Source organism: Flavobacterium keumense, assembly GCF_029866485.1.
Taxonomy (GTDB): Bacteria; Bacteroidota; Bacteroidia; order Flavobacteriales; family Flavobacteriaceae; genus Flavobacterium; species Flavobacterium keumense.
Window position 1 is genome coordinate 2,510,695 of record NZ_CP092332.1, and the last position, 20,280, is coordinate 2,530,974.

The 20,280-nt window shown below is 35.4% G+C and carries 20 protein-coding genes; 7 read left to right on the plus strand and 13 right to left on the minus strand.

Annotation, left to right across the window (positions count from 1 at the left end; translation table 11 throughout):
- The 7 genes from MG292_RS11165 (at position 1) to meaB (ending at position 7,761) form a co-directional block, all read left to right on the plus strand.
- Complete coding sequence (locus MG292_RS11165; RefSeq protein ID WP_264532647.1) at positions 1-786, plus strand: TrmH family RNA methyltransferase; 786 nt, start codon at positions 1-3, stop codon at positions 784-786.
- Positions 787-868: 82 nt separating this feature from the next.
- Positions 869-3,088 (plus strand): RelA/SpoT family protein, encoded by a 2,220-nt coding sequence (locus MG292_RS11170; RefSeq protein ID WP_264532646.1) that lies wholly within the window; start codon positions 869-871, stop codon positions 3,086-3,088.
- 74 nt (positions 3,089-3,162) lie between these two features.
- The gene (locus tag MG292_RS11175; RefSeq protein WP_264532645.1) at positions 3,163-3,621 is read left to right on the plus strand and encodes a Fur family transcriptional regulator; all 459 of its coding nucleotides are present in this window, start codon (positions 3,163-3,165) and stop codon (positions 3,619-3,621) included.
- Between the two features lie 48 nt (positions 3,622-3,669).
- On the plus strand, positions 3,670-4,941 hold the full coding sequence (locus MG292_RS11180; protein ID WP_264532644.1) for an adenylosuccinate synthase: 1,272 nt from the start codon (positions 3,670-3,672) through the stop codon (positions 4,939-4,941).
- 75 nt (positions 4,942-5,016) lie between these two features.
- Positions 5,017-6,036 carry a glycoside hydrolase family 5 protein gene (locus tag MG292_RS11185; RefSeq protein WP_264532643.1) on the plus strand — a complete coding sequence of 340 codons (1,020 nt, stop codon included), beginning with the start codon at positions 5,017-5,019 and terminating at the stop codon, positions 6,034-6,036.
- A 5-nt stretch (positions 6,037-6,041) separates the two neighbouring features.
- Positions 6,042-6,623, plus strand: a complete 582-nt coding sequence (locus MG292_RS11190; RefSeq protein ID WP_264534584.1) for an NUDIX domain-containing protein — start codon at positions 6,042-6,044, stop codon at positions 6,621-6,623.
- A gap of 49 nt (positions 6,624-6,672) precedes the next feature.
- Positions 6,673-7,761: a methylmalonyl Co-A mutase-associated GTPase MeaB gene (meaB, locus tag MG292_RS11195; RefSeq protein WP_264532642.1), complete on the plus strand. Its 1,089-nt coding sequence runs from the start codon at positions 6,673-6,675 to the stop codon at positions 7,759-7,761.
- A 1-nt stretch (position 7,762) separates the two neighbouring features.
- Here meaB and MG292_RS11200 read toward each other — a convergent pair whose 3' ends face one another.
- From MG292_RS11200 to MG292_RS11260, 13 genes are all read right to left on the minus strand, one after another.
- The gene (locus tag MG292_RS11200) at positions 7,763-7,990 is read right to left on the minus strand and encodes a hypothetical protein (protein ID WP_264532641.1); all 228 of its coding nucleotides are present in this window, start codon (positions 7,988-7,990) and stop codon (positions 7,763-7,765) included.
- Positions 7,991-8,014: 24 nt separating this feature from the next.
- Positions 8,015-8,923 carry a prohibitin family protein gene (locus MG292_RS11205; protein WP_264532640.1) on the minus strand — a complete coding sequence of 303 codons (909 nt, stop codon included), beginning with the start codon at positions 8,921-8,923 and terminating at the stop codon, positions 8,015-8,017.
- 57 nt (positions 8,924-8,980) lie between these two features.
- Positions 8,981-10,360: an MATE family efflux transporter gene (locus tag MG292_RS11210; RefSeq protein ID WP_264532639.1), complete on the minus strand. Its 1,380-nt coding sequence runs from the start codon at positions 10,358-10,360 to the stop codon at positions 8,981-8,983.
- Between the two features lie 43 nt (positions 10,361-10,403).
- Positions 10,404-11,732 (minus strand): tRNA (N(6)-L-threonylcarbamoyladenosine(37)-C(2))-methylthiotransferase MtaB, encoded by a 1,329-nt coding sequence (gene mtaB, locus MG292_RS11215; protein WP_264532638.1) that lies wholly within the window; start codon positions 11,730-11,732, stop codon positions 10,404-10,406.
- A 198-nt stretch (positions 11,733-11,930) separates the two neighbouring features.
- Positions 11,931-13,058, minus strand: coding sequence for an acyltransferase family protein (locus MG292_RS11220; RefSeq protein ID WP_264532637.1), 1,128 nt, complete (start codon positions 13,056-13,058; stop codon positions 11,931-11,933).
- 67 nt (positions 13,059-13,125) lie between these two features.
- A complete protein-coding gene (locus MG292_RS11225) occupies positions 13,126-13,923 on the minus strand; it encodes a Cof-type HAD-IIB family hydrolase (RefSeq protein WP_264532636.1) in 798 nt (265 codons plus the stop codon).
- 18 nt (positions 13,924-13,941) lie between these two features.
- Positions 13,942-14,160: a DUF2007 domain-containing protein gene (locus tag MG292_RS11230; RefSeq protein ID WP_264532635.1), complete on the minus strand. Its 219-nt coding sequence runs from the start codon at positions 14,158-14,160 to the stop codon at positions 13,942-13,944.
- A 16-nt stretch (positions 14,161-14,176) separates the two neighbouring features.
- Entirely contained in the window at positions 14,177-14,809 is a 633-nt protein-coding gene (locus MG292_RS11235) for a DEAD/DEAH box helicase (protein ID WP_264532634.1), read from the minus strand.
- A 15-nt stretch (positions 14,810-14,824) separates the two neighbouring features.
- Entirely contained in the window at positions 14,825-15,988 is a 1,164-nt protein-coding gene (locus MG292_RS11240) for a sigma-54-dependent transcriptional regulator (RefSeq protein WP_264532633.1), read from the minus strand.
- Positions 15,989-16,062: 74 nt separating this feature from the next.
- Complete coding sequence (locus MG292_RS11245; protein WP_264532632.1) at positions 16,063-17,379, minus strand: ABC transporter permease; 1,317 nt, start codon at positions 17,377-17,379, stop codon at positions 16,063-16,065.
- Between the two features lie 7 nt (positions 17,380-17,386).
- Entirely contained in the window at positions 17,387-18,310 is a 924-nt protein-coding gene (locus MG292_RS11250; RefSeq protein ID WP_264532631.1) for an ABC transporter ATP-binding protein, read from the minus strand.
- A 147-nt stretch (positions 18,311-18,457) separates the two neighbouring features.
- Positions 18,458-19,570: a molecular chaperone DnaJ gene (dnaJ, locus tag MG292_RS11255; RefSeq protein WP_264532630.1), complete on the minus strand. Its 1,113-nt coding sequence runs from the start codon at positions 19,568-19,570 to the stop codon at positions 18,458-18,460.
- Positions 19,571-19,586: 16 nt separating this feature from the next.
- The gene (locus tag MG292_RS11260) at positions 19,587-20,165 is read right to left on the minus strand and encodes a nucleotide exchange factor GrpE (protein ID WP_264532629.1); all 579 of its coding nucleotides are present in this window, start codon (positions 20,163-20,165) and stop codon (positions 19,587-19,589) included.
- Between the last annotated feature and the right edge of the window lie 115 nt (positions 20,166-20,280).

Genomic DNA, 20,280 nt, shown 5'->3' on the forward strand with positions numbered 1-20,280 from the left:
ATGAAGCAAATTAGCTCCGTACAAAATCCATTTATCAAATCATTAGTGCTATTGCAGGAAAAAGCAAAAGCACGCAAGCAAACAGGTACTTTTTTAATTGAAGGACAACGCGAAATCAGTATTGCGATTAAAGGGGGATACCAAATCGAAACAGTCCTTTTTTTACCTGAAATTTGCACTGAAAAAGAAGCATATCAATTGGCTCAAAATGCCGAATTAATAGAAATCAACAAAGAGGTCTTTCAAAAATTAGCCTATCGAGATACAACCGAAGGGATTTTGGCTGTAGCCAAAACCAAATCAACCTTGTTATCTGATTTACAATTATCCGAAAACCCATTAATTTTAGTCGCTGAAGCTCCTGAAAAACCAGGAAACATCGGGGCTTTATTGCGCACCGCTGACGCCGCAAATTTAGATGCAGTTATTATTGCCAATCCCAAAAGCGATTTGTACAATCCTAATATTGTCCGTTCCAGTGTAGGGTGTTTGTTTACCAATCAAATCGCCACTGGAACTACTGCTGAAATCATTACTTTTTTAAAAGAAAAAAACATTAGTTTTTATTGTGCAACCCTACAAAATTCTAATGGATACCATTTAGAAAATTACACCACACCCACCGCGTTAGTTGTTGGAACCGAAGCTACTGGTTTAACCCAAGAATGGCGCAATGCTGCTACACAAAACATTATTATTCCAATGCAAGGCGAAATTGATTCTATGAACGTCTCTGTTGCTGCAGCTATTTTAATTTTTGAAGCCAAAAGACAACGAGGTTTTTAAATTATCAATCAAAAATATTCTCTTAATTCACTTGTGTAATTGCTCGGTTTTTTCTATTTTTAGAAATTGAACCCCGCCTACCATGACTGAAATAGATATCGAAAAAGAAAACAAGGCCATTGCCCAAGAATACAAGGAGTTACTTCGAATTAGCTACCAAACGCTAACTGATAGTGACAAGAAATTGATTCGTAAAGCTTTTGACGTTGCCGTTGATGCACACAAAGATCAAAGAAGAAAATCAGGCGAAGCCTATATTTTTCACCCCATTGCTGTGGCTAAAATTGTGGCATCTGAAATTGGTTTGGGCGCTACTTCGATTGCCGCTGCCTTATTGCATGATGTAGTAGAAGACACGCCAATTACTGTTGAGGATATTGAACGCCTTTTCAATCCGAAAGTAGCACAAATGGTCGAAGGATTGACCAAAATTTCGTTGGTTCAAAAAGATTTAAACGCTTCTATACAAGCTGAAAATTTTAGAAAAATGATTCTAACACTCAACGATGATGTTCGAGTGATTTTAATCAAACTCGCAGACCGTTTGCACAATATGCAAACTATGGAATCCATGCGAGAAGACAAACAAACTAAAATTGCCTCAGAAACCTTATATATTTATGCCCCTCTCGCCCATCGATTAGGCTTGTATAACATCAAAACCAAGCTGGAAGATTTAGGGTTAAAATACACCGAACCTGCTATATACAAAGACATATTAAGCAAAATTAAAGAAACTAAGGAAGAACAAGACGCTTACATCAAAGACATTTCAGACATTCTAAAAAAGTCATTAGACGAAGAAGGAATTGAATACACCATCAAGGGACGCCCCAAATCGATTTATTCGATTCGTAGAAAAATGAAGGCACAAGGCGTTAGTTTCGACGAAGTCTATGACAAATTTGCTTTGCGAATTGTGTATAAATCAAATCCGCACGACGAGAAATTTTTAGCCTGGAAAATCTATTCCATTGTAACCGACCATTACCGCCCAAGTCCGAGCCGCTTGCGAGATTGGATTTCATCTCCAAAATCAACCGGCTATGAAGCTCTCCACATTACCGTAATGGGGCCTAAAGGACGCTGGGTAGAAATTCAAGTTCGAAGTGAACGCATGGACGAAATTGCTGAAAAAGGCTACGCTGCCCATTACAAGTATAAAAACGGAGCTACCGAAGAAAGCGGCTTAGATGTTTGGCTGAACTTATTGCGTGAAGCTTTGGAAAATGCCGAAACCAATGCGGTTGACTTTGTAGAAGATTTCAAAATGAATTTGTATTCCAAAGAAATTTTTGTGTTTACGCCAAAAGGAGACATTAAATCCTTACCCAAAGGAGCTACTTCTCTCGATTTTGCATTTGGAATTCACTCTGAAATTGGAATTCGCACCCGCGGAACTCGGGTTAATGGGAAATTGGTTCCGCTTAACTACGAATTAAAAAGTGGGGATCAAATTGAAGTGATTACTTCTCCTAACCAGAAACCAACAACACATTGGTTAGATTTTGTAACTACAGCACGAGCCAAAACTAAAATAAAAAATGTTCTTAATGAAGACACCAAAAAAATAGGAGAAGAAGGAAAAGAATTATTAAGTCGGAAACTAAAACACTTAAAAATAACTTTAAACGAGAAAACCGTTAACGAGTTGGTCAATTTTTTCAAACTTAAAACTAGTTTGGATTTATTTTACCGCGTTGGTATTGGAGCGATTGAAAACCAACAACTTAAAGATTATGCTGCGCAAAAAAGCAATACATTTATCAGTTTCTTCAAAAATAAAATCAAACGTAACACAACCACACCAGACGAAGAAATCAACAAACCTATCATCAATGCAAATTATGATATGTTGGTTTTTGGAAAAGAACACGACAAATTAGACTATAAATTTTCTCCTTGTTGCAGCCCAATTCCTGGAGATGATGTGTTTGGTTTCATAACCGTAAATGAAGGTATAAAAGTACACAAAAGCGATTGCCCTAATGCCATTGGTTTACAATCCAATTACGCTTACCGAATCATGGCTGCCAAATGGATTGATTCTAGCCAAGAAGAATTTAAAGCCATTATTAAGATCACTGGGATGGATTCGCTAGGATTAACTAATCAATTGACCAAAGTCATTTCAAACAATATGCATGTGAATATTCAAAGTATTTCATTGAGCACAGAAGCTGGAATTTTTGAAGGACAAGTCACCGTAGTAGTACAAAACAACACCATTTTGAAAAAATTAATCAACAACATTAAAAAAATAGAAGGTATTGAAAAAGTGAGTCGAGTATATACTTCGTAATTGATTTTTCAACAAAAGACAAACTTATCAACGGAACTTTAGAGATTAAACAAAAAAAATTATCTTTGCAGGATATGACACTTATTTCCACAGACAACAATAAAAATCAAGAGATTGTAAAAAACGTATTTACACTATATCTTGAAAATAAAGGGCATCGCAAAACTCCAGAGCGTTATGCTATTCTTCAGGAAATTTACGATAGTGAAGAACATTTTGACATAGAAAACCTTTACATCAAAATGAAAAACAAAAACTATCGTGTCAGCAGAGCCACTTTGTACAATACGATTGAACTGCTTTTGGATTGTGCCTTGGTTCGTAAACACCAATTTGGACAAAACCAAGCTCATTACGAAAAATCGTATTTTGACAAACAACACGATCATATTATTATGACGGATACAGGAGAAGTAATCGAATTTTGCGATCCACGAATTCAAACCATCAAAAAAACCATCGAAGAAATTTTTGACATTGAGATTACCAACCACTCACTGTATTTATACGGAAATAAAAAAACAACTAATTAGAATTAGCCATAATTCTAAAAAATATAAACAACACAAATAACACACAGAATGACCATAGATTTACTATTAGGACTACAATGGGGAGATGAGGGAAAAGGAAAAATCGTCGATGTATTAACCTCTAAGTACGACATTATTGCTCGTTTTCAAGGGGGACCCAATGCAGGACATACCTTAGAATTTGACGGAATTAAACACGTTCTGAGAACAATTCCTTCTGGGATTTTCCATAAAACAGCCGTGAACATCATTGGAAATGGAGTAGTAATTGATCCTGTAGTTTTTCAAAAAGAAATTGAAGGTTTAGAAAAATTCAATATTGATATCAAAAGCAAATTGATTATTTCTAGAAAAGCACATTTAATCTTACCAACACACCGTTTGTTAGACGCGGCTTCAGAAACTGCAAAAGGGAAAGCCAAAATTGGTTCTACTTTGAAAGGTATTGGACCAACGTATATGGACAAAACCGGTAGAAACGGTATTCGTGTGGGAGATATTGAATTAGCTGATTTCAAAGATCGTTACCGTGCTTTGGCTGACAAACACGAAGAAATGATCAAATTCTACGATGTAGCTATTCAATACAACTTAGCCGAAATGGAAAAAGAATTCTTTGAAGCTATTGAAGAATTGAAAAAATTAGACTTCATCGATAGTGAAGAATATTTACACCAAGCACAAAAAGCCGGAAAATCAATCTTGTGCGAAGGAGCTCAAGGTTCGCTGTTGGATGTTGACTTTGGAACCTATCCATTTGTAACTTCATCTAATACTACAGCAGCAGGTGCTTGTACTGGTTTAGGAATTGCTCCTAACAAAATCAAAGAAGTGTACGGAATTTTTAAAGCCTATGTAACTCGTGTAGGAAGTGGCCCTTTCCCAACCGAACTTTTTGACGAAGACGGTGCTACAATGGCTAAAATTGGAAATGAATTTGGATCGGTAACTGGAAGACAAAGACGTTGTGGATGGCTGGACTTAGTCGCTTTAAAATATGCAATTCAAGTTAACGGAGTGACCCAATTGATGATGATGAAAGGCGATGTGCTTTCTGGATTTAAAACGCTTAAAGTTTGTACTGAGTACAACTACAAAGGACAAAAAATCAGTCATTTCCCTTACAACATTGAAGAAGAAAACGTAACGCCTATCTATAAAGAATTCAAAGGATGGGAAGCCGATTTAACAGGTATGACTACTTACGATGAATTACCAAAAGAATTAAAAGAGTACATCGAGTTCATTGAAAAAGAAGTAGAAGTACCAATTAAAATTGTTTCTGTTGGACCAGATAGAAAACAAACGATATTGAAATAAATAGTTAAAAACGCTCTGAAAATTCAGAGCGTTTTTTTTATAAAAAGCATACATTTACTTTTTAATTGATTTTCCATGAAATATCGAAACTTAATTTTCAAATTGTTTGTTCTACTTTTCTTTTTTGGCTCCTGCCAAAAAGAAGAAAGTAATATCAATACTAATTCTGGTTACCAAATAATAAATTCTAAACTTACGTACAACTCAAAAAACATTCAATTGATTGGCGCTAATACCTTTCATGTATTTGGCGCTGGTAGTTCCAATATGAATTCTTGGAATCTTGATATTGCTCGAGAGTTTATTGGCAACATCAAAGAAACACCTCTGACAGGAAATCCGATACAAGATAGCAATGGAAAATACATTTATTCGCTACAAAATATAGTTGATGAAAATAGAAAACAAAATAAAATAAGTTGGATTTGCGCATTTGGTTGGGATGGAAACCCTTCTACTCTATTTACTGGAAAATCGCCTGCAACTACATCTTGGTTGGAAGAGTATAAAGCTAAGCTTCGTTCATGGGCTATTCAATTCAAAGATCAAAATGATGTATGGATTGAGGTTTGGAACGAACCTTACAGATACGATAGAGCAGATGGTTATACAGATGCTATTTGGTTACAAAACATGAACGAATTAACTGCAATAATTCGAGCAACAGGCAATAAAAACATCGTAATAATTCCCTGTGCTGAACAAGGACAAGATGAAAGTGTATTACTCAATAAAGGCAACGAATTTTTAGTGGGTAAATCCAATATTTTATTTGACATTCACGCCTACGAAAAATGGCTATTAGATTCACCTAACAATATAAACAACCGCCTAAACACATTGAATCAATATAATTTACCAATCATTTTTGGAGAAACAGCACCAATGAATGCGGGCGTTTTAATGAATCCCGATCCGTTTTTAAACTTAATTTACGACAAGGGAATTTCGGTTTGTGCTTGGGTATGGAAAAAAGACGAGTCCGATCAAGATGCATTAATGACCCGAGATGGACTTCCAAATAATATGAACAATAACAATTGGGGAACGACTTTTAAAAACCTAGCCCTCAAACCAAGAAACCCAAAACCATGATTCAAATGCAAAATCCAACAATAACCATTCAAAAAACAGAACTACTATCAAACAATCATTATATACTTAACAAAGTAACTTTTGATTTCAAAAAATCCACAGAGGATTCTGAAACACAAACCCGTGAAGTGTATGATCGTGGCAATGGAGCCGTAATTTTATTATATAACACCTCACAAAAAACCGTTATTTTAACCCGTCAATTTCGGCTACCAACCTATTTAAACAACAATACTACTGGAATGTTAATAGAAGCTTGTGCAGGAATGCTCGACGAAGACAATCCAATAGACTGCATTATTAGAGAAACAGAAGAAGAAACAGGATACAGACTTTCAACTGTCAAAAAAATATTTCAATCCTATATGTCGCCTGGTGCTGTAACCGAAATACTCCATTTCTTCATTGGCGAATACAGTCCTAAAATGAAAATTTCTAACGGTGGCGGACTCGAAGAAGAACACGAACATATTGAAGTTCTTGAATATTCATTTGACAAAGCCTACCAAATGATCGCTTCTGGTGAAATTACAGATGCTAAAACTATTATGCTGTTGCAATATGCTAAAATAAATCTACCGTTGTAAAGTAGGTACAAGTATATTTTAGTATTTTTACTATTCAAATCCTTTTGACTTGACTTCTAAAAAAGCACATTCTTCGGCATTACAAGAAAAAGCTGGCATTTCGCAACCCGAAAGCATCAGTAGTCAGTCTGTGGAATATATCCAACACTCTCGAAAAGTACAGCCTTCAGCCGAGGAACTCGTTGAAGGAATTCTAGCTGGGAACATAACCGCTTTAAGTCGTGCTATTACCTTGGTCGAAAGTACTAATCCAATTCATTTGGCAAAAGCCAATACCATCATCAATAGTTGTTTACCCTTTGCCAATAAATCGGTGCGAATTGGTATCACTGGCGTTCCGGGTGTGGGAAAAAGCACCTTCATTGAAGCCTTTGGAAAACACTTGACAAGCCTTGGAAAAAAAGTAGCCGTTTTGGCCGTAGATCCAAGTAGTACGATAAGTCACGGGAGTATTTTGGGAGACAAAACTCGAATGGAAGAATTAGTCAAAGATCTTAACGCTTTTATTCGTCCATCAGCCTCGGGTGAAACATTAGGAGGAGTCGCTCGAAAAACTCGTGAAACAATCACACTTTGCGAAGCAGCTGGATTTGATACTATTATCATTGAAACAGTTGGTGTTGGACAAAGTGAAACTGCGGTTCATAGTATGGTCGATTTCTTTTTACTTTTAAAAATAGCTGGTGCTGGCGATGAACTTCAAGGTATTAAGAGAGGTATAATGGAAATGGCAGATGCTATTGTAATCAACAAAGCTGACGGAGACAATATCAAAAATGCTCAATTTGCTAAAGTCGAATTCAATCGTGCCTTGCATTTATTTCCAGCCAAAAAATCGGGTTGGACTCCTAAAACAACTACTTGTAGCGCTCTTACCTCTGAAGGCATTCCTGAAGTTTGGAACACTATAACTGAATTTTTAAACCTAACGCAATCCAATTCCTATTTCTTTGAAAAGCGCAAAGAACAAAATCAATTTTGGATGTTAGAGACGATTAATGACCAACTGAAATCTAATTTTTATAGCAGCACAGGAATTCAACAATTGCTTGAATCCACAAAAAAAGCGGTGCAAAATGATGAAATTTCACCCTTTGCAGCCGCCACTTTATTGTTAGAAAAGTATTTTACTAAATAGTTTATTCTTCGTATCGACCAATTTCTCGATCATAAAATTCATTGGCAGCTACAATTAAGGCTTCCATTTCTGCATTCAATTCGGCTTCATCTAAGTCTTCCGCTTCTTCCATGAACTCCACCTCATCGTCTTTCAAATTAATGATGAAACGAGGGTAATCTAAATGGATGATAAAAATATCTTCTGGAAAATCGGTATTGTCGCCTAATAAAAATTTTGGTAATTCCATTGTATGTGTTTAAACGTTAATTGATTATTTATCCGAAAGAATTACAGGTGCACTGCTTTTACCATTCATGAAAATGATTTTGGTATTTGGCGAAGCCGCTAATTCTTTCTGAGCTTTAATTTGTTCGTATTGCAATTGTTTGTCTGATAAACCCGTTGAAATAATTCGTTGATAATCTGCAATACCTTGTGCTTCTACTCGCTTACGCTCTGCTTCTTGTTTTTCTTTTTGCAAAATGAACGTCATTTTTTGCGCATCTTGTTCGGCATTGATTTTACTTTCAATAGTAGTTTTTACAGAAGCAGGAAGATTGATATTTCGAATTAATAACTGTTCCAAGATCAACCCCCTTTCTTTAAAATCGGTCTCAATAGACTTAAAAATACGTTGTTGGAATTCATTTCGTTTGGTAGAATACAAAGCCACCGCATCATAATAAACAGCGTTGTCACGAATACGAGTTCTAGTAACAGGACGAACTATTTTGTCTGCATAATTCACTCCGATTTCCTTAAAAATTTTTGGTGCCAACTCGGGCGAAATTCGATACAAAACTGTCAGATCAATTACTACTTCCAATCCATCATTAGACAACACTCGAATAGCATCGTCACCTTCTTTCGACCCTTCGTCATGAATGGCTGACATGGTGTAATTTTGAGTTTGGATATCAAAATCAGTAACATCCAAAAGTGGGTTAATAATATGCAATCCACTTTCTAAAACATCTGGTTCTACATTTCCATACAATGACTTTACACCAACATTTCCTGCATCAATTTGCTTAAACATTGACGATAATGCACCTACAACAAGAAGTGCAAATCCTGCTATTTTAAAAATGTGGGTAAATCTTGAAAGAGGATTCAAACTGTTTTTCAATGAAAAACTTAGAAATATTAATATACTTCCAAAAACAACAAATGCTATCATATTTATAGATTTAGGGGGTTAGTTTCATGTACTAATGTACTTAAAAATAGTATGCTATTACTTATTTACTTCGAAAATCATTTTCTTAGTAAGTTTAGCAAAGCGAATATACAAAAATAAAGCCGCCACTGACAATCCCGCCAAAAGTCCTATCCAAATGCCCACCGCTTTCAACTCGGTGTAACGGCCTAAATAAAATGAGATTGGAAACCCAATCAACCAATAGGCAACAAAAGTAATATACATGGGAATTTTCACATCTTGCAATCCACGTAATGCGCCTAAAACCACTACTTGAATACCGTCTGACAATTGGAATACTGCCGCTACTAAAAGTAACTGTGCTGTAATGCTTATAATTTCTTGATTATCTAAATATTGAACTGAATCACTCATGTTTAAAAACAAATGCGGTAAATAATTATGAAAAACCACAAATAAGATTCCGAATATCGTTTCTAAGATAATGGCTAATAAAAAGATAGAACGAGCTACAATAACTAGATTTTTAAAATCAGCCACTCCTTTACTATGACTCACCCGAATCATGGCTGTAACGCTCAATCCCATAGCCACCATAAAAGTAGAAGACGCTAAAGTCAATGCAATTTGGTTCGCCGCTTGATTATTTTTTCCCAATGAACCCGAAAGCCAAATAGCCGCCGTAAACAAAGTCACTTCAAACAACATTTGCATAGCCGAAGGCAAACCTAAATCGATGATTTTTCGCAGCATTGACTTTTTAATTTCTCTAAAACTAAAGTTCTTAAAGTATTTTCTAAATTTCTGATTATGTCTCAACAACAAATGAAGAAAAACTACCATCATAATTCGCGAAATAACAGTCCCTAAAGCCGCTCCCAAAACACCTAATTTTGGAAAAATCCAGAAACCATATATCAAAACATAATTAAAAAAAACATGAACCACATTCGCCATAAAAATGGCATACATTGAATATTTAGTTTGAGATAACCCGTCAGCAAATTGCTTGTAACCTTGGTACATAATCACTGGAATCAATGAAAAAGCCACCCAGTCAATATACGGAGCTGCCATATCTGCCACAATTTTAGGTTGGTGCATCAAGTACATGATGGGTTTAGACAAAACCGTTACACTAAATAAAGCAACTCCCAAAACCGTACACAATAACAAGCCATGATGAAAAGTAGTTCTAATTTTTTTATCGTCTTTTTCAGCATCCGCTTCAGAAATTAAGGGCGTAATAGCAGTAGAAAAACCTATTCCCAAAGATAAGGCAATAAAGATAAAACTGTTGCCTAACGAAACCGCAGCCAATTCAGTAGAACCTAAATTGCCCACCATAAAATTATCTACTATTCCAATCAAGGTATGGCCTAACATTCCCAAAATAACAGGATAAGCCAATTTAATATTATAAGAGAACTCTTTGGTATAGGTAGCTAATTTCAAAATAGGTTGAAGGTTTTGTAAGGCAGTTGCCTTTTAGTTATAATTAAGCTAAGACTTCCACAAATTGAACACGAACGCTTCCGTCTTCGTCAATCTGTGTCAACTGAATTTTGCGTAATGTATTGGCCAATTCAGGATTCCAAGGCGCTTTTACTTTGACATAATTTTCAGTAAAGCCATGAATATAACCTTCTTTATTTTCTAATTCAAACAAAACGGTTCTTTCTGTTCCCAACTGGCTTTCGTAGAAAGCACGACGTTTCTTAACAGATAATCCGCGGAGCATCTTACTACGTTTGGCACGTACATTGGCAGGAACAATACCTCCCATTTCCGCCGCTTCGGTATTATCACGCTCGGAATAGGTAAACACATGTAAATACGAAATAGGCAACTCGTTCAAGAAATGATAGGTTTCTAAGAAATGTTCGTCAGTTTCTCCTGGAAATCCCACAATTACATCCACCCCAATACAAGCATGAGGCATCACTTCCTTGATTTGAGTAACCCTATCAATATAAACTTCACGCAAATATCGGCGTTTCATCAACTTTAAAATGTCATTACTTCCCGATTGCAATGGAATATGAAAATGAGGCACAAAAGTGTTGCTTTTAGACACAAAGTCAATCGTTTCATTCTTCAATAAATTAGGCTCAATCGACGAAATTCGAACTCTTTCAATCCCTTCCACTTGATCCAAAGCCTGCACCAAATCCAAAAAAGTATGTTCGTGTTTTTTATTCCCAAATTCGCCTTTGCCATAATCACCAATATTCACTCCGGTCAACACAATTTCCTTGATGTTTTGTTCCGAAATTTCTTTGGCATTTTTCAATACATTTTCTAAGGCATCGCTTCGCGAAATTCCTCTTGCCAAAGGAATCGTGCAATAGGTACATTTGTAATCGCAACCGTCTTGTACTTTCAAGAAAGCACGAGTTCGGTCGCCTGTAGAGTAACTGCCCACATAAAAATCCGCTTCGGCAATCTCGCACGAATGTACTTCGCCAAAATCATTTTTAGACAAATCGTTTACATAATCGGCTAATTTAAATTTTTCTGTTGCCCCAAGTACCAAATCCACTCCATCTACAGCAGCTAATTCTTCTGGTTTCAACTGTGCATAACAACCCACAGCAGCTACAAAAGCCTTGTCGTTCAACTTCATCGCTTTTCGCACCACTTGCTTGAACTGCTTATCAGCATTCTCCGTCACAGAACAGGTATTAATTACATACATATCTGCCACTTCTTCAAAATCCACACGGTCAAAACCTTCGTCTTGTAAATTACGTGCAATAGTCGAAGTTTCCGAAAAATTCAGTTTACAACCTAGCGTATAAAAAGCTACTTTTTTTCTTTCTGACATTCTTTTGATTTTTTGGGCGAAACCCCAGGCAGATTATCCAATTGGCAAAACCCATTTATCCCAGCCTGTGGTCGGGCTATTCGCTGTATCTTTTGCTTCGCAATCGCTTCACAAAAGGATGCCGCTGCTATCCCTTTCGCGGGACAAAAATACGTACAAAAAACAACATATAAAACCGTCTTTAATTTTGAAACAAACCTATTTAACTGATTTTTTATTAGGTTCAATTATTAGGTTTCTTAATTTCATAAAAGGTTTTTCAATTACAAGGTGTAGTAAGTAGGCAAAGCTCATACATATCACTAAAGATAATAAAAGCATTATAGTACTATCAATCCCAAAATGATTCAATAATTCATGTGTCATATGAATTACACCTTTATGTGTCAAATAAATAGCAAAAGAAAGAGTTGCAATAAATGTCGTCAATTTAGAATTCCATTTGTATAAAAAACTTGTTGGGCATACTGCTCCAACAACAATAAATCCATAACCAATTGCAACTAATGGAAAACCAAAAACAGAAGCGTAAAAAGTCATTTGGTCATAACACAAAAAATAGGCTCCAGTCAAAACTATCAACCCTAAAAGAATAAATAAATTTCCAAATTTAGATATTTTGCTCCAAATCAAAGGCTTAAACCAATAAATTCCTGCAATCAAAACTCCAACTAAAAGTCCATCTAAACGATTATAAGTTGGATAGTAAATAAATTTGTACCAATATAACCAACTGTTATCATCTATAATTTTTGGTAGATATAATTGATTAAAACTATAAATTCTAATCCCAAAACCAAATAAAAATAATGCAATTAATAACCAATATGATTCTTTAAAACATTTTATTAATTGAAATAAAATCAAAATTAACGGTAGAATTAAATAAAAGTGTTCTTCTACACAAAGAGACCACGCATGAGAAAATGTTCCAAAATCTTTTAAATTTAATCCTAAATTTTGTGTGAAAGTTAAAAATTTCCATAATGGAGGCAAACTTTCTTTTTCACGAAAAAATGGGAAACCAAAATAAAGTCCAAGTGAAACCAAGTAAACAGGTATAATTCTAAAAAAACGCTTTAAAAAAAATTGCTTTAAAGAAATATTTTGTCCTTGCTTTATTTGAAAAAAAAGTTGTGATGAAATTAAAAATCCACTCAACACAAAGAATAAATCTACTCCAGTCCAACCAAATTTTGCAATATCAGGTAGCCATTGCGGCTGACCTTCACTTAATATAAAATAATGAAAAAGAAAAACATATAAAATTGCAAAAGCTCTTAAATGGTCAAGACCATATAATTTTTGATGAATATTTTTATTCAATTCCTTTAGTGAAATTTAAATCGATTATTAATTTATTTATAACTAATTAGATATTTTCTCAACATACCTACCCCAAAATAAACCGTCTCACCACCTCAGCCACTCCATGATCGTTATTCGAAGCCACAATAACATCGGCACGATCACGCAATTCAGGTGTTACATTATCTACCCAAACGCCTAAACCGGCATATTCCACCATGGTTAAATCGTTTCCAGCATTGCCAACAGCAATAATTTCTTGTTGATAAATATTCAATTTCTCAGCTAAAAACCGAATACTAGCCGCTTTATCAATTCCGTTTTGTGCTACTTCCAAAAAGAAAGGTTTGGACATACACACACTCAAATGAGGCATAGCCTGTTTCAAATGGGTTTCCACATTTTTCAAATACTCAGGATCTTCCAGCAAAATACATTTAATGGCTGAAGATTGTACTTCGGCTTTAAAATCAGGGACTTTATTGTGTGCCAAACCTGTAATATTTTTTTCAATATCAATGTATTGCGAGTCCGTTTCACTCACAATTTGATTATTCACATAAGTGATAATATGGGTTTTGTGCTGTACACTATAATCGTACAAAGCATGAATTTGTTCTTGGGTTAAGGTTTGCTCAAAGATAATTTCATCATTGGACAAATCTGTAATCACAGCCCCGTTATAGGATATCATATACGAATCATCCAATTGCAATTCTTTGGCATAAGCGGTCATGGCAGGCGTTGGTCGGCCAGAAGCCAAAACAACATATACTCCTAAATCTTTGGCTTGAGCTAACATTTTTTTATTTTCTTCAGAAATGGTATGGTCATCGGTCAACAAGGTGTCGTCCATATCCAAAACCAGCATTTTATATTTCATTGTACTTCCGTTTCGAAATTAAATACTCATTCTGAATTCCTCAATCACAGGATTGGCTTTGGCAAAATCGGTTTCTTGAATAAACAATTCCACCGCTAAATCAGCATTACCAAAACCTCCCAATCGCGCCGATTGAATATTGTCTTTCTTCATAGTAGCCACTTCTGCCTCTTCTAATTTTTCCTGCAAGGCCATCGCTAACACTTCACTCCCAGAAAACACTTTCATTAATCCCATAATTATTTTCTATTTTTCATTCTTCTTCCTCTTCGTAGTCTTCAAAATCAAATTCATACGGTTCCACTAACATTTTATCAGCCAAAACAGCAACTCTTTCAGTATAATCATCTGTAAAAATAAGTCGTTGTGTTTTAGCAATACTATCTGAAATTCGCATCACTTTGGTATCATGGCGCAATTTCAAAATAGCATCAGTATCATCTAAAATAAATAGTTTCAACCGGTTTACATTAAATCCCGCCGAAGAAAACATATCATTCAATTTTGTAGGTGTACCAATCAAAACATCAATCCCTGTAGAAATATAATTTTTATCATAGTCCATATCGCCTTTGTCGTGAACTCCATACACCTCTAAAGGAGTATATTTACCGAACTCCTCAAATAACGACTCCATTTCTAGCACCTTCTCTTTATCTTCTACAAAAATTAACGCACGTGGTGACTCTTCTTGTTTACCTACCAATTGCTGAATCACATTTAGGACAATCGTAGTCGTTTTACCACTATTCTTTGGCGCTACAATCAAACAATCGGCTCCACTTTTTATGGTAGAAAATGTTTCTTGTTGCAATGCATTGGCTTCGGTCAACCCCTTTTCAATTAAAGCGTTTTGAAGAGCTTCATTTATTTTTTTTAATTTCATTGTATCGCTTTAATTCTATTTACTCGCAAAAAGTGTCACATCATTCTCGGAAATTTCACTTCCTCCTAGAATAATCAAACGCTCTACTACATTACGTAATTCCCTAATATTTCCTGTCCAATCATATTCTTGCAATAACTGAATAGCCGCTTTTGAAAACGTCTTAACCGCAGTTCCTTGCTCGGAAGCAATTTTTTCAGCAAAATGAGCAATCAAAACCGGAATATCTTCTCTTCTATCATTTAAAGCCGGCACTTTGATTAAGATGACTGCCAAACGATGGTACAAATCTTCGCGAAAACGCCCTTCAGCAATTTCTTTTTTCAGATCTTTATTCGTTGCCGCTACCACACGCACATCGACTTTGATATCTTTGTCGGCACCCACTCGTGTAATCATATTTTCTTGCAAAGCGCGCAATACTTTGGCTTGAGCCGAAAGACTCATATCGCCAATTTCATCTAAGAAAATCGTTCCTTTATCAGCCGCTTCAAACTTACCCGCACGGTCTTTCACCGCCGAAGTAAAAGCGCCTTTAACGTGACCAAATAATTCGCTTTCAATTAATTCTGATGGAATAGCGGCACAATTCACTTCTACCAAAGGGAAATTAGCGCGTTCACTTTTTTCATGCAATTGATGGGCTACTAATTCTTTTCCGGTTCCGTTAGGACCTGTAATCAAAACACGGGCTTCAGTTGGTGCTACTTTTTCAATCAGTAATTTGATATGGTTAATTGCCTCGCTTTCGCCAATCATTTCGTAGTTCTTACTGACTTTTTTCTTCAGAATTTTATTTTCGACTACCAATTGTTTTTTGTCCAACGCATTTCGAACAGTATTCAATAAGCGGTTCAAGTCAGGCGGTTTTGAAATGTAATCAAAAGCCCCCAAACGCATCGTATTTATTGCAGTTTCCATATCGCCATGACCCGAAATCATGACCATCGGAATTTCAGGTTTTATTTTTTTGACCGCTTCGAGTAATTCGACACCATCCATTTTTGGCATTTTGATATCGCACAAAACCAAATCGTAATCGGTATTTTTTATCTTTTCATAACCCGCAGCACCGTCTTCAGCTTCCTCCACAACATAAGTCGTATTCTCTTCCGAAAGAATTTTTACTAAAACTCTTCGGATAGCGGCTTCGTCTTCTATGATTAATATTTTACTCATTTTTGAACCGGTTATTTGTTGATTTGGTTATTTGGTTAAAATTTTAAACAAATAATCTTTTAAACTCATACGCATTAATACTGCAACCATCGATACAATTCTTTCCATGTTGGTTTTTTTCCATACATCAAAATTCCTACACGGTAAATTTTAGATGCAAACCAAACCACTAAAAAGAAAGTAGCAAATAATATAGTAATTGAAAGTGCAATTTGCCACAAAGGTACGCCAAACGGAATGCGCATCAACATCACAATTGGCGAAGTGAGCGGCACCATTGAAAAAACAGTAGCTACGGTTCCATGTGGGTCGTTCACTACGGTAAAAAATCCAATGTAAACCCCTAATACCAAAGGCATAATAATGGGTAATAAAAATTGTTGCGAATCGGTTTCATTATCTACCGCTGCACCAATGGATGCGTAAAAAGAACTATACAAAAAGTAGCCACCAATAAAATAGATTACAAAACTAATTATAATAGTAGCAATAGGTAAATTCCAAATTTCAGCAATATACAATTGAGCTGTGTTAGCAAATTCATGTTGCGCTGATTGTACCATTTCGGGTGGAATTTGATTAGTTGCTCCTATTGGTGCTCCAAAAAATAGAGAAGCTGAAAACATCAAACTCAATCCTATGATTGCCCAAATAAAGAATTGCAAAATTCCCGCCAAGGAAGTTCCAATGATTTTTCCCATCATTAATTGAAATGGTTTAACCGATGAAATAATGATTTCGATAATTCGGTTGGTTTTTTCCTCAATCACAGAACGCATCACCATATTACCATAAATGATAATAAACATCATAATCAAATAACCAAAAGCGCCGCCAATGGCAATTTTAATTTCATTCAAGCCTTTCAAACTTTGTTCTCCAGAAGCTTTCTTCAAATTAATCGTAACTTTAGCTTCTGCCTGATGAATGGCTAAAGTGTCCAAATGCGCTGCTTCTAAATTAGTCAAGGTCATTTTTTTAGCAATAACTTCTTGTGTTTTTTCAATAAACGAAATACTTGGACTTTCGTTCGAAATAAACTGAATTTGGTTTTCTAAAGCCGCATTGTCTTTTGTCTTTGGAATAAACAAAACACCTTCGTAGGTTTCGTCTACAATACTCTTTTTAAGAGTGTCTATAGCAACCGACGTTAAATCAAGGTAGTTGTATTCTTCCGAAGTTTTGTTTTTGGCTAGAAACTCATTAACAAACCGACCTGATTCATCATGAATTGCAATTTGTTTGGTGTCTGCTTTCATGGAACTCAAATAACCTACAAATAAAGCGATACCTACAAATAATAACGGACTTAGAAAAGTCATTACAATAAAGGATTTATTGCGCACTTTGGCAATGAACTCTCTTTTAATAATTAATGAAATGATGCTCATTTAACTTTTATTTACTGGTTACGGTTTGAATAAAAATATCATTTACACTCGGTATTTTCTCAACGAAATGAGTTACTTGTCCGCGTTGTGTTAGAATATGCAACAACTCATTTGGACTTGCATTTCCAAGCTGAACTTCTAATTTCAATTCATTATTCAACGATTTAAATTGGGCAGGTGCCAAAGTGAATTTTTGAGTAATATCATACATCAAACCTTCTACATTGTCAGACAAAATACCTACTTCAAAACTATTCGTTCTGTATTGTTTTTTCACCTCATCTAATTTTCCTTCAATCAGTTTATTGGATTGGTGAATCAATGCAATATTATCACATAATTCTTCCACACTTTCCATTCGATGTGTCGAAAAAATAATGGTCGAACCTTGTTCTTTTAACGCTAAAATTTCTTCTTTAATTACATTGGCATTCACAGGATCAAAACCTGAAAATGGTTCATCAAAAATCAACAATTTCGGCTGGTGCAACACACAAACTACAAATTGGATTTTTTGCGCCATTCCTTTCGAAAGTTCTTGGATTTTTTTATTCCACCAACCTTGAATTCCCAATCGGTCAAACCAATACTCCAATTGTTTTTTAGCTTCGGCTTTGGTCAACCCTTTCATTTGTGCCAAATACAAACATTGTTCCCCTACTTTCATGCTTTTGTACAACCCTCTTTCTTCAGGTAGATAACCAATGTACTGTACGTGTTTGGGTTGTAATTTTTCGCCATCCAAAATAATTTCACCAGAATCGGGTAAGGTAATTTGGTTAATGATGCGAATTAGCGAGGTCTTCCCTGCTCCATTTGGTCCTAACAGACCGTAAATACTGCCTTTAGGTACCGATAAAGAAACTTCGTTTAGCGCGACGTAATCGCCGTATCGCTTTATTATTTTATTAACTTCAAGTAAACTACTCATACTGAATTTGGTTTTTAGTCACTTTTGAACTTTGGGTGTGTAAAAGTAAAGAATTAGTCCCTAATTACTTGGTTTTGTTACATAAAAAAACCCACCCTTATATGAAACAAGGATGGGAAAATATTTTTTTATTCACTCGTTAAAAAATTAAGAAAACATATCTTTTACTTTTTCAAAAAATGACTTATCTGATTTTTCTGGATTTGGAGCAAAGTTCTCATCTCCAAGGTTTTTCTCAAAGAATTGTCTTTGTTCTTTATTCAAAGTTTTTGGAGTCCAAACATTAACATGAACTAACAAATCGCCATTGCCATATCCATTTAAACTTGGAATTCCTTTTCCTTTTAAACGAAGAATTTTACCAGATTGGATTCCTTCTTCGAGCTTAATTCTCACTTTTCCGTTTACTGCTTCAATATCTTTTGAAATTCCTAAAACAGCTTCTGAAAAACTAATGTATAAATCGTAATGTAAATTTTCACCTTCACGTTTCAAGAACTCATGTTCGATTTCTTCGATAGCTACAATCAAATCTCCCGGAATACTATTTCCTGGTGCGTCATTCCCTTTGTTAGAGACTTTCAGTTGCATTCCATCCACTACTCCAGCAGGAATTTTGATTGCTACTGTTTCATCTTCTTGAATCATTCCTTGCGAATCCGCATTGGCTGGTTTTTTATCCAAAATTTGTCCAGAACCACCACAAGTTGGACAAGTCGAAGCGGACTGCATTCTTCCTAAAATAGTATTAGTCACACGCATTACTTGTCCTTGACCATTACAAGTAGAACAGGTTTTGTATGTTACTCCTGGCGCTTGAATTTTACGCTTTACTTTTACTTTTTTCTCTACACCATTGGCAATTTCTTCCAAAGTCAATTTGACCTTGATACGTAAATTACTTCCTTTAGCACGACGAGGTCCACTGCTTCTACCGCCGAATCCGCCACCGAATCCGCCGCCAAAAATATCACCAAACTGACTGAAAATATCCTCCATATTCATTCCGCCGTGACCTCCTCCGAAACCTCCCGCACCATCAAATGCTTGATGTCCGTATTGATCGTACTTGGCTTTTTTCTGAGGATCGCTCAACACTTCATACGCTTCAGCAGCTAATTTGAAGTTTTCTTCTGCTTCCTTATCCCCTGGATTTTTGTCAGGATGGTATTTAATTGCCGCCTTTCTATAGGCTTTTTTTATTTCAGCAGCATCGGCACTTTTTGAAATACCTAATACTTCGTAAAAATCTTTTTTCATGATTGTACTACTTGGTTTAATTACCAATAACTACTTTTGGGAAACGGATAATTTTATCTCCTAATTTGTATCCTTTTTCTAAAACATCTACAATTTTACCTTTCATTTTGTCAGAAGGTGCAGGGATTTGTGTAATCGCTTCAGCAAAATCAGCATCAAATGCATCGCCGGCTTTCACTTCAACTTCTTCTAATCCTTTACCAACTAGAGTCGATTTTAATTTCTCGTGAATTAATTCTACTCCTTTTACCAAAGACTCATCGCCTGACTTACTGATTTCAACCAAAGCTCTGTCAAAGTCATCCAAAACAGGAAGCATTGCTAACAACACTTCTTGATTAGCTGTTTTGAAAAGCTCTACACGCTCTTTAGAAGTTCTTCTTTTGTAATTTTCAAATTCAGCAAATAAACGTAAAAATTTATCTTTTTCTGCCGCTAAATCTAAGGCTAATTGCTCTTCAACAGGTAATTCTTCGACACTCGCTTGTTCTTCATTTACCTGTGTTTCCACTGGTGTTCCTTCTATTTCTTGATCGATTTCTGTTTTTTCAGTAGTCATAGTATTTGTATTTTTAAAAATATTTTTAAACTTCATTTTTATCTGTTTTTTGAATTACAAAAGTACTGCCAAATCTTCAAAAATGTCAAATTGTCATCCTAAATAACCGTTTTTTTACTCTTTGATAGTGCACCAATCATTTTTAAGCTAT

What these genes read in the sequence shown, in the direction of transcription:
- MG292_RS11250 (WP_264532631.1), bottom strand. Translation starts at nt 18,310, where the DNA reads ATGAGTAGTTTACTTGAAGTTAATAAAATAATAAAGCGATACGGCGAT.
- MG292_RS11230 (WP_264532635.1), bottom strand. Translation starts at nt 14,160, where the DNA reads ATGGGATTAATGAAAGTGTTTTCTGGGAGTGAAGTGTTAGCGATGGCC.
- MG292_RS11165 (WP_264532647.1), top strand. Translation starts at nt 1, where the DNA reads ATGAAGCAAATTAGCTCCGTACAAAATCCATTTATCAAATCATTAGTG.
- MG292_RS11205 (WP_264532640.1), bottom strand. Translation starts at nt 8,923, where the DNA reads ATGATAGCATTTGTTGTTTTTGGAAGTATATTAATATTTCTAAGTTTT.
- mtaB (WP_264532638.1), bottom strand. Translation starts at nt 11,732, where the DNA reads ATGTCAGAAAGAAAAAAAGTAGCTTTTTATACGCTAGGTTGTAAACTG.
- dnaJ (WP_264532630.1), bottom strand. Translation starts at nt 19,570, where the DNA reads ATGAAAAAAGATTTTTACGAAGTATTAGGTATTTCAAAAAGTGCCGAT.
- MG292_RS11240 (WP_264532633.1), bottom strand. Translation starts at nt 15,988, where the DNA reads ATGAGTAAAATATTAATCATAGAAGACGAAGCCGCTATCCGAAGAGTT.
- MG292_RS11260 (WP_264532629.1), bottom strand. Translation starts at nt 20,165, where the DNA reads ATGAAGTTTAAAAATATTTTTAAAAATACAAATACTATGACTACTGAA.
- MG292_RS11185 (WP_264532643.1), top strand. Translation starts at nt 5,017, where the DNA reads ATGAAATATCGAAACTTAATTTTCAAATTGTTTGTTCTACTTTTCTTT.
- MG292_RS11175 (WP_264532645.1), top strand. Translation starts at nt 3,163, where the DNA reads ATGACACTTATTTCCACAGACAACAATAAAAATCAAGAGATTGTAAAA.
- MG292_RS11180 (WP_264532644.1), top strand. Translation starts at nt 3,670, where the DNA reads ATGACCATAGATTTACTATTAGGACTACAATGGGGAGATGAGGGAAAA.
- MG292_RS11170 (WP_264532646.1), top strand. Translation starts at nt 869, where the DNA reads ATGACTGAAATAGATATCGAAAAAGAAAACAAGGCCATTGCCCAAGAA.
- MG292_RS11245 (WP_264532632.1), bottom strand. Translation starts at nt 17,379, where the DNA reads ATGAGCATCATTTCATTAATTATTAAAAGAGAGTTCATTGCCAAAGTG.
- MG292_RS11200 (WP_264532641.1), bottom strand. Translation starts at nt 7,990, where the DNA reads ATGGAATTACCAAAATTTTTATTAGGCGACAATACCGATTTTCCAGAA.
- MG292_RS11235 (WP_264532634.1), bottom strand. Translation starts at nt 14,809, where the DNA reads ATGAAATTAAAAAAAATAAATGAAGCTCTTCAAAACGCTTTAATTGAA.
- MG292_RS11190 (WP_264534584.1), top strand. Translation starts at nt 6,042, where the DNA reads ATGCAAAATCCAACAATAACCATTCAAAAAACAGAACTACTATCAAAC.
- MG292_RS11225 (WP_264532636.1), bottom strand. Translation starts at nt 13,923, where the DNA reads ATGAAATATAAAATGCTGGTTTTGGATATGGACGACACCTTGTTGACC.